At 61.4% G+C, this 13,692-nt stretch carries 13 protein-coding genes; 8 read left to right on the top strand and 5 right to left on the bottom strand.

Going from position 1 to position 13,692, the window contains the following annotated elements; translation table 11 throughout:
- The first annotated feature begins 159 nt into the window (after positions 1 to 159).
- Positions 160 to 1,002 (top strand): class II glutamine amidotransferase, encoded by an 843-nt coding sequence (locus tag H9Q10_RS00965; protein ID WP_197902170.1) that lies wholly within the window; start codon positions 160 to 162, stop codon positions 1,000 to 1,002.
- Positions 1,003 to 1,315: 313 nt separating this feature from the next.
- A complete protein-coding gene (lysS, locus tag H9Q10_RS00960) occupies positions 1,316 to 2,836 on the top strand; it encodes a lysine--tRNA ligase (protein WP_197902169.1) in 1,521 nt (506 codons plus the stop codon).
- 201 nt (positions 2,837 to 3,037) lie between these two features.
- Here lysS and dnaJ read toward each other — a convergent pair whose 3' ends face one another.
- Positions 3,038 to 4,150 carry a molecular chaperone DnaJ gene (gene dnaJ, locus H9Q10_RS00955; RefSeq protein WP_197902353.1) on the bottom strand — a complete coding sequence of 371 codons (1,113 nt, stop codon included), beginning with the start codon at positions 4,148 to 4,150 and terminating at the stop codon, positions 3,038 to 3,040.
- 254 nt (positions 4,151 to 4,404) lie between these two features.
- Between dnaJ and H9Q10_RS00950 the strand changes: the two genes are divergently transcribed.
- Together H9Q10_RS00950 and H9Q10_RS00945 are read left to right on the top strand one after the other, a co-directional pair.
- Positions 4,405 to 5,013 carry a Maf family protein gene (locus H9Q10_RS00950; protein ID WP_197902168.1) on the top strand — a complete coding sequence of 203 codons (609 nt, stop codon included), beginning with the start codon at positions 4,405 to 4,407 and terminating at the stop codon, positions 5,011 to 5,013.
- A 287-nt stretch (positions 5,014 to 5,300) separates the two neighbouring features.
- Positions 5,301 to 6,467: an NnrS family protein gene (locus H9Q10_RS00945; protein ID WP_197902167.1), complete on the top strand. Its 1,167-nt coding sequence runs from the start codon at positions 5,301 to 5,303 to the stop codon at positions 6,465 to 6,467.
- 135 nt (positions 6,468 to 6,602) lie between these two features.
- Here the strand turns inward: H9Q10_RS00945 and H9Q10_RS00940 are convergent, their stop codons facing one another.
- The gene (locus H9Q10_RS00940) at positions 6,603 to 7,412 is read right to left on the bottom strand and encodes a DUF4198 domain-containing protein (RefSeq protein WP_197902166.1); all 810 of its coding nucleotides are present in this window, start codon (positions 7,410 to 7,412) and stop codon (positions 6,603 to 6,605) included.
- Between the two features lie 30 nt (positions 7,413 to 7,442).
- Between H9Q10_RS00940 and H9Q10_RS00935 the strand changes: the two genes are divergently transcribed.
- Both H9Q10_RS00935 and H9Q10_RS00930 read left to right on the top strand, forming a co-directional pair.
- Positions 7,443 to 8,264, top strand: coding sequence for a DUF5339 domain-containing protein (locus H9Q10_RS00935; RefSeq protein WP_197902165.1), 822 nt, complete (start codon positions 7,443 to 7,445; stop codon positions 8,262 to 8,264).
- Positions 8,265 to 8,477: 213 nt separating this feature from the next.
- Positions 8,478 to 8,900, top strand: a complete 423-nt coding sequence (locus H9Q10_RS00930; RefSeq protein WP_197902164.1) for a hypothetical protein — start codon at positions 8,478 to 8,480, stop codon at positions 8,898 to 8,900.
- A 54-nt stretch (positions 8,901 to 8,954) separates the two neighbouring features.
- Here the strand turns inward: H9Q10_RS00930 and H9Q10_RS00925 are convergent, their stop codons facing one another.
- Positions 8,955 to 9,851: a DUF4184 family protein gene (locus H9Q10_RS00925; protein ID WP_238480104.1), complete on the bottom strand. Its 897-nt coding sequence runs from the start codon at positions 9,849 to 9,851 to the stop codon at positions 8,955 to 8,957.
- 87 nt (positions 9,852 to 9,938) lie between these two features.
- Between H9Q10_RS00925 and H9Q10_RS00920 the strand changes: the two genes are divergently transcribed.
- A complete protein-coding gene (locus H9Q10_RS00920) occupies positions 9,939 to 10,664 on the top strand; it encodes a leucine-rich repeat domain-containing protein (protein WP_197902163.1) in 726 nt (241 codons plus the stop codon).
- Positions 10,665 to 10,732: 68 nt separating this feature from the next.
- On the opposite strand, the gene purB is transcribed toward H9Q10_RS00920, so the two are convergent.
- Positions 10,733 to 12,100 (bottom strand): adenylosuccinate lyase, encoded by a 1,368-nt coding sequence (gene purB / locus H9Q10_RS00915; RefSeq protein WP_197902162.1) that lies wholly within the window; start codon positions 12,098 to 12,100, stop codon positions 10,733 to 10,735.
- Between the two features lie 250 nt (positions 12,101 to 12,350).
- Positions 12,351 to 13,007, bottom strand: coding sequence for a 4'-phosphopantetheinyl transferase family protein (locus H9Q10_RS00910; protein WP_197902161.1), 657 nt, complete (start codon positions 13,005 to 13,007; stop codon positions 12,351 to 12,353).
- Positions 13,008 to 13,124: 117 nt separating this feature from the next.
- Here H9Q10_RS00910 and H9Q10_RS00905 point away from each other — a divergent pair, with 117 nt between their 5' ends.
- Positions 13,125 to 13,676, top strand: a complete 552-nt coding sequence (locus H9Q10_RS00905; protein ID WP_197902160.1) for a hypothetical protein — start codon at positions 13,125 to 13,127, stop codon at positions 13,674 to 13,676.
- The last annotated feature ends 16 nt before the right edge of the window (positions 13,677 to 13,692 follow it).

Below are 13,692 nucleotides of genomic sequence, written 5' to 3'. Positions count from 1 at the left end.
CGATCCCCGAGCAGCCAAGCCCCGCGCCGCCGCGATGGCACCACACCGATATAGCCGCCCGTTATATCGCCATAGCCGCAAACCGGTTTTCAGGTAGCCTCAAGGTCGTTAAAATGAGCATAGAGGCAAACACCGACCCAACCACGCGAGGAATCCGCCATGTGCCAGCTCCTAGGCATGAACTGCAACACCCCCACCGACATCGTCTTCTCCTTCGAAGGCTTCCGCCTGCGCGGCGGGCTCACCGACCGCCATGCCGACGGCTTCGGCATCGGCTTCTTCGAGCAAAAAGGCGTGCGCATGTTCCACGACGACAAGCCCAGCGCCCATTCCCCCGTGGCCGATTTAGTGAAGACCTACCAAATCAAATCCACCAACGTGATCGCCCACATCCGCAAAGCCACCCAAGGCAGCATAGGGCTGGCCAACACCCACCCCTTCATCCGCGAAATGTGGGGCGAATACTGGCTCTTCGCCCACAACGGCCACCTCGCCGACTTCCAGCCCGCCGAAGGCCAATACTACCGGGCAGTCGGCACCACCGATTCCGAACGCGCCTTCTGCTTCATCCTCGAACAGCTGCGCCAACGCTTCGAACACAAGCCGCCCGTGGGCAAACTGTTTGCCGAAGTTGCCGCCCTCACCGCGCAAGTGCGCCGCCACGGATTATTCAACTTCATGCTCTCCAACGGCGACATCCTGTTTGCCCACGCCAGCACCCTCTTGCACTACATCATCCGCCAGGCCCCTTTCGGCGAAGCGCACCTCATCGACAACGACGTGGCCGTCGATTTCGCCGCGGTTACCACGCCCGACGACCGTGTGGCCGTGATCGCCACACAGCCCTTAACCACCAACGAAAGCTGGACCCAGCTTGCGGTAAACGAGCTGGTGGCCTTCCGCGACGGCGACATCATCCTGCGCGACTGCCCCGACAACCCGCGCTACCTCAGCCAGCAGGAAGGCTTGGCCATCGCCCGCTCTGTCGGCGCCGCCGCCTAAACACCGAACCGCCGCACAAAGGCCGCCGATCGTTTCTATCGGCGGCCTTTGTGCCGGATAAGGCAACAAGTTTTGGCGTTTGAAAAATATTTGGAAAATATTTAATCCACCCCCTTGACATACGCCGTAATCTTCCATTAATTTACAACCCTGCTTGCAGCCTCCCCCCGAAATTGCAGGTTCGAGAACGCACTAGGCGTTGACGGGCGCATCGGACGGAAAGCGCAGGCAGGTTTTAAAAGAAGTTTTTCAACCCCTAAGGCAGACTGCTTTGAAGAGGCAGCTGTCTTTAATTAACTAATGGATGGATACCATGAATGAATCTCAACACCACGATACCCCGCAGTTAGACGAAAGCCAAGTAATGGCAGTTCGTCGCGAAAAATTGGCCGAGATCCGCAAGCACGGCGTGGCTTTCCCGAACGATTTCCGTCGCGATGCCTTTGCCGGCGACCTGCACAGCAAGTACGGCGAACTGTCTAAAGAAGAGTTGGACGAAAAGAACATCACCGTTAAGGTAGCCGGTCGCATGATGCTTCAGCGCGACATGGGTAAGGCAAGCTTCGCCACCCTGCAGGATGTTTCCGGCCAGATCCAGCTCTACGTCAACGATCAGGGCGTAGGTGAGAAGGTTCATGAAGAGTTCAAGCGTTGGGACTTGGGCGACATTCTCGGCGCGGAAGGCGTATTGTTTAAAACCAACCACGGTGAATTGACCGTGCGCGTGAGCCAAATCCGCCTGCTGGCCAAAGCCCTGCGCCCGCTGCCGGATAAAGTACACGGCCTGAAAGACCAAGAAACCCGCTACCGCCAGCGTTATGCCGATTTGATCGTGAACGAAGAATCACGCGAAATCTTCAAAAAACGCGGCCGCATCATCCAAACCATCCGCAACTTCATGACTGGCGAACAGTATTTGGAAGTGGAAACCCCGATGATGCACCCGATTGCCGGCGGCGCTGCAGCCCGTCCGTTCGTTACCCACCACAACGCGCTGGACATCCCGCTGTTTATGCGAATCGCTCCCGAGTTGTATCTGAAACGTTTGGTGGTTGGCGGCTTCGAGCGCGTGTTTGAAATCAACCGCAACTTCCGCAACGAAGGCGTGTCTGCCCGCCACAACCCCGAGTTCACCATGATGGAGTTCTACGAGGCATTCTCCGACTACCACCGCATGATGGACATGACCGAAGGCGTGATCCGCGCCTGCGCCAACGCCGTTTGCGGCAGCCTGCACGTGCCCTACAACGGCAAAGAAGTGGATTTGGAAAAACGTTTTGACCGCCTCACCATCGTGGAAGCGATCAAAAAATACAATCCGCAATACACCGACGAGCAGCTGAACGATGAAGAATGGCTGAAAAAAGAAGTGGTGAAACACGGTGAAGACCTGCCTGCCGCCCCCGGCGTGGGCAGCCTGCAATTGGCGCTGTTTGAAGGCTGCGCCGAAGGCAAACTGTGGAACCCCACCTTCATCATCGACTACCCGGTTGAAGTGTCTCCGCTGGCCCGTGCTTCCGATACCAATCCGAAGCTCACCGAGCGTTTCGAACTGTTTGCAGTAGGCCGCGAGCTGGCCAACGGCTACTCAGAGTTGAACGACCCGGAAGACCAGGCCGATCGCTTCAGATCACAAGTGGCTCAGAAAGAAGCCGGCGACGACGAAGCCATGAACTACGACGCCGACTACATCCGCGCCATGGAATACGGCCTGCCGCCCACCGGCGGTTGCGGTATCGGCATCGACCGCCTGGTGATGCTGCTCACCAACGCCCCGAGCATCCGCGACGTGATCCTGTTCCCGCACATGCGTCCGGAAGAAGGCCAGCACTAATCCTTCCTGCTTAATCAAAGGCTACCTGAAAAATTTCAGGTAGCCTTTTTGTTGCTTAGCGTTCCCGTAGCGGCTTTTGAAACGGAAGAAGGCTACCTGAAAAACCGTTTGCTGTTTTTCAGGTAGCCTCTTGCCAACCGCCCCTGCCGCCATCCAAACGAAACAGCCGGCTCAATGGCCGGCTGTTTGGCATACGGAAGTTTAGTCGATCAAATCGCGCAGTTTGTCCATAAACGATTTGCGGCGCGGGGTTTGGGCGCGGTCGAGGCCGGTGGAGATTTTTTCGAACTCTTCCAACAGCTCGCGCTGGCGGTCGGTGAGGTTTACCGGGGTTTCCACCACGATGTGGCAATAGAGGTCGCCGGTGGCGGAAGAGCGCAGCGATTTCATGCCCTTGCCGCGCACGCGCATGCGGCGGCCGGTTTGGGTTTCTTTCGGGATGTTCAGCTTGACCTTGCCGCTCAAGGTGGGCACTTCCACTTCGCCGCCCAGCGCGGCGGTGGTGAAGCTGATGGGCAGTTCGCAGTGCAGATCCAGGCCGTTGCGCTCAAAGATTTCGTGGCGGCGGATGTGCACCACCACATACAAGTCGCCGGCGGGCGCGCCATGCGAGCCGGGCTCGCCTTCGCCGGAAAGGCGGATGGGCTGCTCGTTTTCAATGCCGGCGGGGATGTTCACTTCCAGCGTTTTGCGGCTCTTCACGTGGCCGGCGCCGTGGCATTTCACGCAGGGCTCTTTGATTTCGCGGCCGGAACCGCCGCAGGTGGGGCAGGTTTGCTGGAGCTGGAAAATGGCTTGGCGCACATGCACCACGCCGGAACCGTGGCAGGTGGAGCAGGTGGTGGCGGAGGTGCCGGGTTTGGCGCCGGAGCCGTGGCAAATATCGCATTCTTCGTGTGAGGGGACGGTGATGCGCTTTTTGCTGCCGGTGGCGGCTTCTTCCAACGAAATTTCAATATCGTAGCGCAGGTCTTGCCCTTGGAAGCTCTGCTGGCGCGTGCCGCCGCCCCCGCCGAACATCTGGCTGAAGATGTCGCCGAAGTCGAAGCCGCCCGCGCCACCGAATCCGCCGAAACCGCTGCCGTTGCCGTCTACGCCGGCTTGGCCGAATTGGTCGTAGCGGCTGCGTTTTTCCCGGTCGGAGAGGATTTCGTAGGCTTTTTGGATGGTTTTGAATTTTTCTTCCGCTTCCTTGTTGTCGGGGTTGCGGTCGGGGTGGTACTTCATCGCCAGCTTGCGGTAAGCCTTTTTGATTTCGTCGTCGGAGGCGTCGCGGGACACGCCGAGGGTTTGGTAGTAGTCTTGGTCGCTCATGGTGGGCATTTCGGGTAAAAACAAACAATTCGCCACGCAAAATAAGGGCGCTTGCGGGAAAAACAAGCCGTGTGCTTGATTTTGGCGCTGGAAAGCGGACAATGCCGCCTTTCCGGCTATCGCGCGGCATACGGTTGGCGCCGCAGGAACGCCGCCTTGGCCGCGCCAAAGGCAAACCTTGCCCTCGGCTGTCCTTTTTCGTAGATTAAAGAGGACAAATTTTCAGGTAGCCTGATTAGGATTGGAGGAATAATATGCCGCAGACTCTGTATCTGGCTTCGGCCAGCCCGCGCCGGCGCGAGCTTTTAAACGCATTGGGCTTCCGCACCCTGCCACTGCCCGCCGAAATCGACGAAAGCGCCCTGCCCGGCGAGGCGGTGGCCGATTATGTGGCGCGGATGGCACGGCAGAAAAACGCGGCGGCACGGCAGATTTTGCGCCAACGCGGCGAAGAGCCGGCCTGGCCGGTGTTGAGCGCGGACACGGTAGTGGCGCTGGAGGAGCGGATTCTGGGCAAACCGCGCGATGCGGCGCACGCCCGCGCCATGCTGGAAAGCCTCTCCGGGCGCGAGCACCAGGTGTGGACGGCGGTGTGCGCGTCGCACGGCGGGCAAACGCTGGCGGCGGTGCAGCGCAGCGATGTGCGTTTCAAAGCATTGGGCGCGCAGGAAATCCAGGTCTATATCGACAGCGGCGAGCCGCTGGACAAGGCGGGCGCCTACGGCATTCAGGGCGTGGGCGGCGTGTTTGTGACACACTTGGCGGGCAGCTTCAGCGGCGTGATGGGGCTGCCGGTGTTTGAAACCGTGCGGCTGCTGCGCCAGCTGGGCGCGGAGGTGCCGCCGTTTGGGAAGGCTACCTGAAAATATGGCGCGCCTTCCATCCGGCAGTGCGGAAATAAAATATGAGCCTCCCTGCAAGGTTTGCAGCGAGTGATCTTTTTCTAAATTTCAGGTAGCCTGCGTTATTTGCACTTTATTCGCCTGGCGCTTTATGCCCGTTCGTACTCAATATTCTGCACTTGGTTGTTCAGAAATTTTTTGCCGGCAAGAGGCTACCTGAAAAACCAAGCAGCCCGCCGTTGTACTTTTTCAGGTAGCCTCTTTCCCGTTTAACCCTTTTAATATTAATCACTCTTCACCGACACATCATGAACCTGCTCTCTCCCAACCACCCCATTTGGGGCATGGCCTTCCGCCCCCTCTATCCGCTGGCCGCCGTGTATGGCGCCGTATCCGTGCTGCTGTGGAGCTTCGGCTACCCGGGCACAGCCGCGCTGCCTGCCCAATTCTGGCATGCGCACGAAATGATTTGGGGCTACACCGGCGCCATCGTGGTGGCCTTCCTGCTTACCGCCGTGGCCACCTGGACCGGCCAGCCGCGCACCTGGGGCCGGCCACTGATGCTGCTCGCCCTGCTGTGGCTGGCGGCGCGGCTGTGCATGTTTGCCGCACCGCTCACGCTTATCGGCGGCATCCTGGGCGTGGCATTTTATTGGCTTGCGGCATGGCATATGGGCGCGGCCGTGGTGCGCAGCCACAACCGGCGCAACTATGCGGCGGTGGCGGCGCTGTTTGTGTTCGGCCTGCTGCAGGGGCTGTTTCACTGGCAGCTGGCGCGGCAGAATTTTTCCGCGCTAAACGACGGGCTGATTGCCGGGCTTTCGGTGGTGGCGGGCTTTATCGGGCTGGTGGGGATGCGCGTGATCCCGTTTTTCACCGCCAAACGGCTGGGCTGCGAGCAGGTGGGCAGCCATCCTTATGTGATGTCGGCTTCGCTACTGGCGCCGCTGGCGATGGCGCTGCTCTACGGTTTTCAGGTAGCCCTGCCGCTGGCGGCGCTGATTGCGCTCGCTTCGGGCGGGCTTTATATGGTGCAAACCGTGCGCTGGTGGCGGCCGGAAGTGGCAAAGGAGCCGATGCTGTGGATCCTGTTTGCCGGCTTCCTGCTCACCGGCGCGGGCTTGGCGGTGCTGGGCACGGGCTACTGGCTGCCGCGCTGGCTGAGCCTGGGCGTGCACTTGGTGGCGGTGGGCGGCATCGGGCTGATGACGGTGGGCATGATGGTGCGCACCGCGCTGGGCCACACCGGCCGCCCGCTCTACCCCGCACCGGCCGCCATGCCGCTGGCGTTTTGGCTGATGGTGGCGGCAGCGACGGCGCGTGCGGCAACGGCGGTGCTGATGTATCTGCATCCGGCGGCCTACCGCCCGGGGCTGTGGCTCTCTGGCCTGCTGTTTGCCGCCTCGCTGCTGCTCTACGCCTGGCGCTACCTGCCGTGGCTGGCCGCGCCGAGGGTGGACGGTAAGGCGGGCTAGCGGCGGGCTGCGGTTTCGTTTTCAGGTAGCCTTCAGGCGGCAGGCTGGGGCTACCTGAAAAACAAAAACAGGGCGGGCTATTCTTTGCCCACCCTGTTTTACATTTGCCCAAAAGGCAAAAAGGCCGCCTGAAACTCAATGGTGGCTGCTGCCGATTTCAAACGTCAGCGTGGCATAGGCCGCCAGCTTCTGGCACACGGCCTGATCCGGGAAATCGGTTTTGTGCACCACGCGCACCTTCCAGCTGCCCTGCCGCAGCGGGATGATGCCCACCGTGCCGTCGGCGCGGGTGGTGTCGGAGAAAGCCTGCGGCTCGAGGCGATGCGATTTATCGGCCGGGTCGCGGTGGCTGAAGCCGTCGAAGGTGGCCACCACCGTGGCATCCGGCAGCGGCTCGCCGCGGAACAGCACCCGCACCGGCAAGGCCTCGCCCACGCGCACGTTGGCCGGGTTTTCCAGCGGCACAATCTCCAGCAAATCGCCCACCGGCCGGCTGATCAGCCCCTTGCCCGCGCTCTCGTGCCCCACGTTCACCACCGCCTTGCCGAACATACTGGTTTGCTCGCAATAGGCCGCATCCTTCATCTGCGCGAGATTCTGCCGCTGCCAGCCCTCGGCGTTGCGCGACCAGAAAGTCGGGCGGTATTGCGCCAGGAGCAGATAGCTGCCGTCGGCCACCGCGCGCGGCGTTTCAAACTGGTAATTGTGCTGCCCGCGCCGCACCAGGTTTACCTTGCCCTGCGGCGTAAGCAATTGCAGCGGCGAAGGAAACAGCGACAGCCGGTCGGCGGCAATCGGCTCCACTTCCGGATAATGCCCATAGCCCAGCTCGGCTTTCAACACCTCGCCACCGTGCGTGTGCGCCGCGTTCACCCACACCTCGTGGCCGTGCGCGGCAAACGGCAGGCCCGCCAGCAGCAGGGCAGGCAATAATCGGCGAAACATAGGAACCTCCTTTGGCAGATTGTAAACAAGATGGCGTGTTATACCATAACTCTTCTGTTTGGCAAACAGCTACGCCGCTTCAGGCTACCTGAAATCCCGTTCCCGCCCGCCCAGCCTTTCAGCCAAACCCGCTTGCGTGTAAGATGTGCGGCGTTTTCACTCCAACATCGGCAGGAAACCGACACCCACCCCATGCAAGGCAAACCCGACTGGAAAAAATACCGCCAACAGGCCGCAGAAAAGCTGCAAAAACTGCGCCTGCTCAAACAGAAACCGCAGCTGCTGGCCGCTGCCGCCATTGTTGCAGGCATCCTCCTGCTCGCCGTCGGCCTGTTAGCCGGCAGCGGCAAGCATCATGCCGCCGCCCCAAGCGGCGCCCCGCCAGCCTCCACCTCCGCTCCCGCCGCGCAGGCAGAAGGCGGCGTGGCCGTGGTGTCCGCCCCCATCGACCTGATCACCCCCGAAGTGGCCGACGACAACGCCGTTGACGACCCGCTCACCGCCGCCGAAGCCAACCCCGAGCCCGAAAACGCCCTGCCCCCCGCCACCGCGCAAAACATGAACCCCGCCTGCGAAGCCTATTTCCAACGCGCCCGCGCCTGCTTCCGCCACGCCCCCGAAGGCCAGGCCGGCGCCCTGCTACAATCGCTCGAAGCCACCCGCGGCGACCTCTCCCAGCTCGACGCCGAAGGCTGCGAAGTGGTGAGCCGCCAGTTTGAAGACATGGTGCAGCAGATGGGCTGCGAAAAAACCCCGGCTGAAGCCAAGCCCGCCGCCGAAACCAACCCACCGAGTGAAACCAAAGCCACCGCCCACAAAACACTAAGCGCCCCGGCCGCCCATTCCCGCTGAACCAGGCTACCTGAAAGCGCCAGCTTCAGCGCAGCTAAAACGAGCAGAGCGAGTTTCGCCAAAACGAACGAAGTGAGTTTCTGCGAAGCTAAAACGTGAGCTTCAACGCAGTGGGCCGATGTCTTGCGAAGCAAGGCAGGGCTTCTGCAAAGCCGGCGCAAAGTTTCCCCAGGCAACCAGATTTCCGCCCAGCCAATCATCCTTACCCAAGCCATGAGCAGCATTGCCGATTTCGAGCAGCAAACCCCCGTTACCCGAGTTGAATTTGCCGACTACCTGCGCGAATGCCTGCCGCCCGCGCAATGGCCAGCCGCCCAAGCCGAGCGCGAACAATGGCGCCAACGCCTGCCCCACAGCCTGGTGCTCACACTGTTCTACCCGCAGCTCGATTTTGCCGAACGCTGGTGCTGGCAGCACTTCGGCGAATGTTTCGGCGAATGCGCCCAGCGCGCTTCCGACTACCCCGCCTGCCCCGAGCCCCTGCCGCACAGCCACCAAGGCCGCTGGCGCGCCCGCTGGCTGGCCAAAACCGGCTACGACTTCGGCTATTGCGAATGGCTGTTTGCCCAAGAAGCAGACTACCGCCGCTTCATCTCATTCCTGCCCCACATCGGCTTCGGCGAAAACCACGGCTAATGCGGCAAAAGGCTACCTGAAAATGCAGCGCAGCAACGTTGCTGCGCTGCATTTTCAGGTAGCCTTCCCCACCCCCAAGCGCAGCAGGCACAACGCTGAAAAAGCCAACACCGCGCAATCAATCAGACGGATCACCTGAGTGGCCGCATGCGTCAGCGGCACCGGCGCGACCGCCTGCCACGCAGCGAAACCGAGCAGCGACAGCCCCGCGCAGGCCGCCCAAAAGCCGCCTTTCTGCGCCGCGCTTTTAGCAGGCACACATGGCCGCCGGCGCGCGGCACAGCACACAAACAGCAGGCAGGCCGCCACGCCGAACAGGCCGCCGCCGTATTGCAGCCATTTGAACAGCGGCAGGGAACACATCGGCTGACGCAGCGGCGCCAAGTGCTGCACAAACCAGCCGGCGGGGTGCGTAAACGCATCGAGCAGCAGATGCGTGGCCATGCCAAACAGCGCACTGAGCACGAATGCAACGGCGCGCGCGCCTGTTGGCTTGAAACCGAAGCGCCGGCCGTCCTGCCCGTTTAGGCGAAACTTGCTGTGCTCGTTTTTGCTGCGCAGAAACTCACTTCGTTCGTTTTGGCGAAACTCGCTCTGCTCGTTTTCAGGTAGCCTCATTTCGGCGTTCAGGCAATTCGGCAGAAAATCGCGCAGGGTGCTGCGCCACAGGGCGAGGTAAAGCCAATAGAAGGCGAGGCACAGCGCCAAGTTCGGCCACAGCATATCGGCCAACCCATGCCCGCCCGCCACCGCGCGCCCGTGCAGGAAATACACGAAATCCGGCGACAGGCTGCCGATTACCAGCGCGGGGAAATGGCAGCGGCGGCAGCGGGCAAAGGGCAGCACGGCAACGGGATGGGCAAGGGTGAAGGGCATGGCGGGCGGGAAATACGGATGGGGAGCGGCATTGTAACGCAGCTTGAAGCGGCGGACTTGAGGGCGTTTCCCCATCTCGCCGATAATGGCGACAGGCTACCTGAAAAATATTTTGCCCAGCCCAAAACACCAAAACCGCCCACCTTCCTCTTTTGAGAAACCATGCTGCTGCTCAACCAATCCCCCATCAACGAAACCGAGCTTCTTACCGCTACCGAGCTCGACATCCGCAACATCGCTGCCAAAGATTGGCCTACCGTGTTGCGTGCCACGCAGGTGCGGCATCTGCGCCTCTATCACATCACCGCGCCCGAGCTGCCCGATTTTTCCCCGCTGCATTCATTGCGCCACCTCTCGCTCGACTGGGCGGGGAAAATTACCGATTTATCGCCCCTGTTTCAGCTTAATGATTTACAAACGCTGGAAATTATCAACTTCCCCAAGCTGCGAAATCTGGATGGCATCGGCAGCATGAGCTCGCTCACCACGCTGCATCTATCCGGCAACCACGGCAGTTGCACCCCGCCGCTGCGGCTCGACAGCATCGCCCCTGTGGCCGAATTGCCCAACTTAACCGACTTCTCCCTAGCCAACGCTAAACTGGCCGATGACGACATCACCATACTGGCGCAATGCCGCGGCCTGCATCGCCTGCACCTCTCCAACCAATTTGAAAAACAGCAGTTTGCCTATCTGGCTAAGCACCTGAACTCGCAACTGGACACCCCCATCGCCGCCTTGTGGGAAAGTTCACTCCACTGCCAACGCTGCGGGCTGGCGCTGTATATGGTTATCGGGCGGCGGGGTAGGTTTCTGTGCCGTCGCTGCGATGCCAAGCATGTTGCCAAAGCCGAAGCTGTGTTTGCCAACATGATGGCCTCCGTCTGAATTAAGCAAAAGGCTACCTGAAAAATGGTTTGTCCGTTTTTCAGGTAGCCTGTGTTATTGGCGGGTTATCAAATCCGTTTGGCCAGCTCTTCTGCTTTGCCGGTGTAGCGCGCGGGGGTGAGGGCGAGCAGTTGGGCTTTGGCTTCTGCGGGGATGGCGAGGCCTTGGATGAAGCTTTGCAGGGATTCGGGGGTGATGCCGTGTTTGCCGCGGGTGAGGGCTTTGAGCTGTTCGTAGGCCTGCGGCACGGCATAGCGGCGCATCACGGTTTGGATGGGCTCGGCCAAAAGCTCCCAGGTGGCGTTGAGGTCGGCCTGCATGGCTTCGGGGTTGGCTTCGAGTTTGTTCAGGCCGCGCAGGTGGGCGGCCCAGCCAAGCAGGGTGTAGCCGGCGCCCACGCCCATGTTGCGCAATACGGTGCTGTCGGTGAGGTCGCGCTGCCAGCGGGATACGGGCAGTTTTTCGGCCATGAAGCCGAGCAGGGCGTTGGCGGTGCCGAGGTTGCCTTCGGAGTTTTCGAAGTCGATAGGGTTCACCTTGTGCGGCATGGTGGAGGAGCCCACTTCGCCGGCTTTCACTTTTTGTTTGAAGTAGCCCAGGGAGATGTAGCCCCACACGTCGCGGTTGAAGTCGATGAGGATGGTGTTGATGCGGCCGAGGGTTTGGAAGAATTCGGCCATGTAGTCGTGTGGCTCGATTTGGATGGTGTAGGGGTTGAAGCTGAGGCCGAGGGACTGCTCCACAAAGCGGCGGCAGTGGGCTTCCCAATCCATATCGGGATAGGCGGCGAGGTGGGCGTTGTAGTTGCCCACGGCGCCGTTGATTTTGCCCAAAAATTCCTGTTTTTCCAGCTGGGCGGTTTGGCGCTGCAGGCGGGCGAGCACGTTGGCGATTTCTTTGCCCAGGGTGCTGGGGGTGGCGGGCTGGCCGTGGGTGCGGCTCATCATGGGCACGGCGGCCAAGTCGTGCGCCATCTGCCGCAGTTTGGCAGTGATTTCGGCCAGCTTGGGCAGCAACACGGTGTCGCGGGCTTCGCGCAGCATCAGGGCGTGGGAGAGATTGTTGATGTCTTCACTGGTGCAGGCGAAGTGGATGAATTCGTTTGCTTTTTGGATTTCAGGTAGCCCCTCGAAGCGCTGCTTGAGCCAGTATTCCACGGCTTTCACGTCGTGGTTGGTGGTGGCTTCGATGGCTTTCACTTCGGCGGCGTGCTCGGGCGAGAAGCCGGCGATCACGGCATCGATTTCGGCCAGCGTGGCGGCGGAAAAAGGCGGCACTTCGCCAATCTCGGGCGCGGCGGCCAGGGCTTTGAGCCATTCGAGCTCCACGCGCACGCGGGCGCGGATGAGGCCGTATTCGGAAAAAATCGGGCGCAGGGCTTCCACGGCGGCGGCATAGCGGCCGTCGAGCGGGGAGAGGGCGAGCAGGGCAGACATGGCAGTTCCTAATAATGGGCAATAAAAACGGCGGTATTCTACCCGAAAAGCGCGGCTCCGTTTCTATTTTGGAGCAATCGGGCAGGCAATCCGTTTTTGCTGCGCAGAAGCCCTCAGTACCCGTTTTAGCTGCACAGAAACTCACTTCGTTCGTTTTCAGGTAGCCCTAGCCCAATCTGAGGCTACCTGAAAAAGCGGCAGGCAGTTTTAGCTTCGTCGAAGCTAGCGCCTTCCGGCCGCCTGTTGTCAGCTAAACAAATTCATACAGCAAGCGCCGCCCCACCCCGGCCCACCTGCCGAAGCCCCGCCATTCCAACCCCGCTTCAATCTCTTGCGGCCACACCGCCGCGCACACCCATTCCCCATCCAGCAGCCACGCCGCACCGCGCCACACCCGCCCGATGGCGCAGAGCCGCCAGTTTTCCCTGCCTCCGCCCGGCCGCAGCCCCACCCGCGGCAAATCCGCCAGCGTTTGCCCCGCGGCTTTGAGCAGCGCCTCTTTCAGCGCCCACAGCGCATAACGGCTCGCCAAATCGGCATGCCCTTGCAGCCACGCCGCCTCATCCGCATGCAGCACCCAATCCGGCCAGCCGCCGAAATCGCGCGGCCGCAGCCGCTCCAAATCCGCGCCCACGGCAAAATCGGCAGACGGCAGCGCCAGCAGCGCATGCCCGCCGCTGTGGCTGAGGCTACCTGAAAAATCGCGGCTTCCTGCAAACCCGTCTGCCGCCGCCTGCTGTTTGAGGAAACGGCTCACCCGCCAACCGCTTTGCTTGGCGCGCCCGGGGTGGCGCAGCAAATGCGCGCGGTCGGCCGCATCCAAGCGTTCGGCGCAATAATGCGCGGCGCTGTCGGGCGCGGCCAGATAGAGGCGGATGCGGTGTTCGGCGCTCGGGCGGGTAGGCATTTTCTGGGTTTTCCAATATACTGTTAAATTAAGTGAAACCGCTGGATTTTGGTGGAAGGAAGTTGCCACGGCGGCGGTTTCGGACGATCCGTTTCCCCCACTCAATAAGGAGCAAATATGAAATCCCGCCACATCCTGCCGGCAATCGCGATTGTAGCCGCATTCGGCCTGGCCGGCTGCCAAAACAACCGCACGCCCGACGAGGGCAGCCGCCAAAGCACGCAACGCACCGAAACCCGCGCCGCCCACGGCAACGCGCAAACCACCGGCCGCGTGTGCCGCCTCTTGCGCGACGACGACCCCAACCGCGGCGGCCGCAGGGTGGTGTACCGCTGCAACGGCCGCGCCGTACTGGCTTCCGATGAAGCCAAACGCCTGCTCAACCCGAGCGTGCCCGTGAGCTTCGGTGCCGGCGGCCGCACCGTGCGCGCCAACCTCACCACCCGCCAGGCCGCCAACGCCTCCAACAAATCCGACGAAGCCGCCTGCGAACGCGCCTTCATCAACGCCGCCCACAAATTCCAGGAAACTGCCCAAAGCCGCGGCGCCAACCGCGTGAGCAACTTCCACAGCTACTACAACCGCCAAATCCTGCGCGGCGGGCAGTATGACTGCGAAGTGGGCACCTTCCACGCCCGCGTGGTGATGCGCGGCGATATTGCCCGCTGATTGGCACGAGGCAAGT

Origin of the sequence: Eikenella glucosivorans, assembly GCF_016025525.2 — a bacterium.
Taxonomy (GTDB): domain Bacteria; phylum Pseudomonadota; class Gammaproteobacteria; order Burkholderiales; family Neisseriaceae; genus Eikenella; species Eikenella glucosivorans.
Note: the sequence above shows the minus strand (reverse complement) of the source record. Positions and strands in the feature narration are given on the sequence as shown.

Coding starts and splice junctions, on each gene's coding strand:
- H9Q10_RS00965 (WP_197902170.1), top strand. CDS start 160: ATGTGCCAGCTCCTAGGCATGAACTGCAACACCCCCACCGACATCGTC.
- lysS (WP_197902169.1), top strand. CDS start 1,316: ATGAATGAATCTCAACACCACGATACCCCGCAGTTAGACGAAAGCCAA.
- dnaJ (WP_197902353.1), bottom strand. CDS start 4,150: ATGAGCGACCAAGACTACTACCAAACCCTCGGCGTGTCCCGCGACGCC.
- H9Q10_RS00950 (WP_197902168.1), top strand. CDS start 4,405: ATGCCGCAGACTCTGTATCTGGCTTCGGCCAGCCCGCGCCGGCGCGAG.
- H9Q10_RS00945 (WP_197902167.1), top strand. CDS start 5,301: ATGAACCTGCTCTCTCCCAACCACCCCATTTGGGGCATGGCCTTCCGC.
- H9Q10_RS00940 (WP_197902166.1), bottom strand. CDS start 7,412: ATGTTTCGCCGATTATTGCCTGCCCTGCTGCTGGCGGGCCTGCCGTTT.
- H9Q10_RS00935 (WP_197902165.1), top strand. CDS start 7,443: ATGGCGTGTTATACCATAACTCTTCTGTTTGGCAAACAGCTACGCCGC.
- H9Q10_RS00930 (WP_197902164.1), top strand. CDS start 8,478: ATGAGCAGCATTGCCGATTTCGAGCAGCAAACCCCCGTTACCCGAGTT.
- H9Q10_RS00925 (WP_238480104.1), bottom strand. CDS start 9,851: ATGGGGAAACGCCCTCAAGTCCGCCGCTTCAAGCTGCGTTACAATGCC.
- H9Q10_RS00920 (WP_197902163.1), top strand. CDS start 9,939: ATGCTGCTGCTCAACCAATCCCCCATCAACGAAACCGAGCTTCTTACC.
- purB (WP_197902162.1), bottom strand. CDS start 12,100: ATGTCTGCCCTGCTCGCCCTCTCCCCGCTCGACGGCCGCTATGCCGCC.
- H9Q10_RS00910 (WP_197902161.1), bottom strand. CDS start 13,007: ATGCCTACCCGCCCGAGCGCCGAACACCGCATCCGCCTCTATCTGGCC.
- H9Q10_RS00905 (WP_197902160.1), top strand. CDS start 13,125: ATGAAATCCCGCCACATCCTGCCGGCAATCGCGATTGTAGCCGCATTC.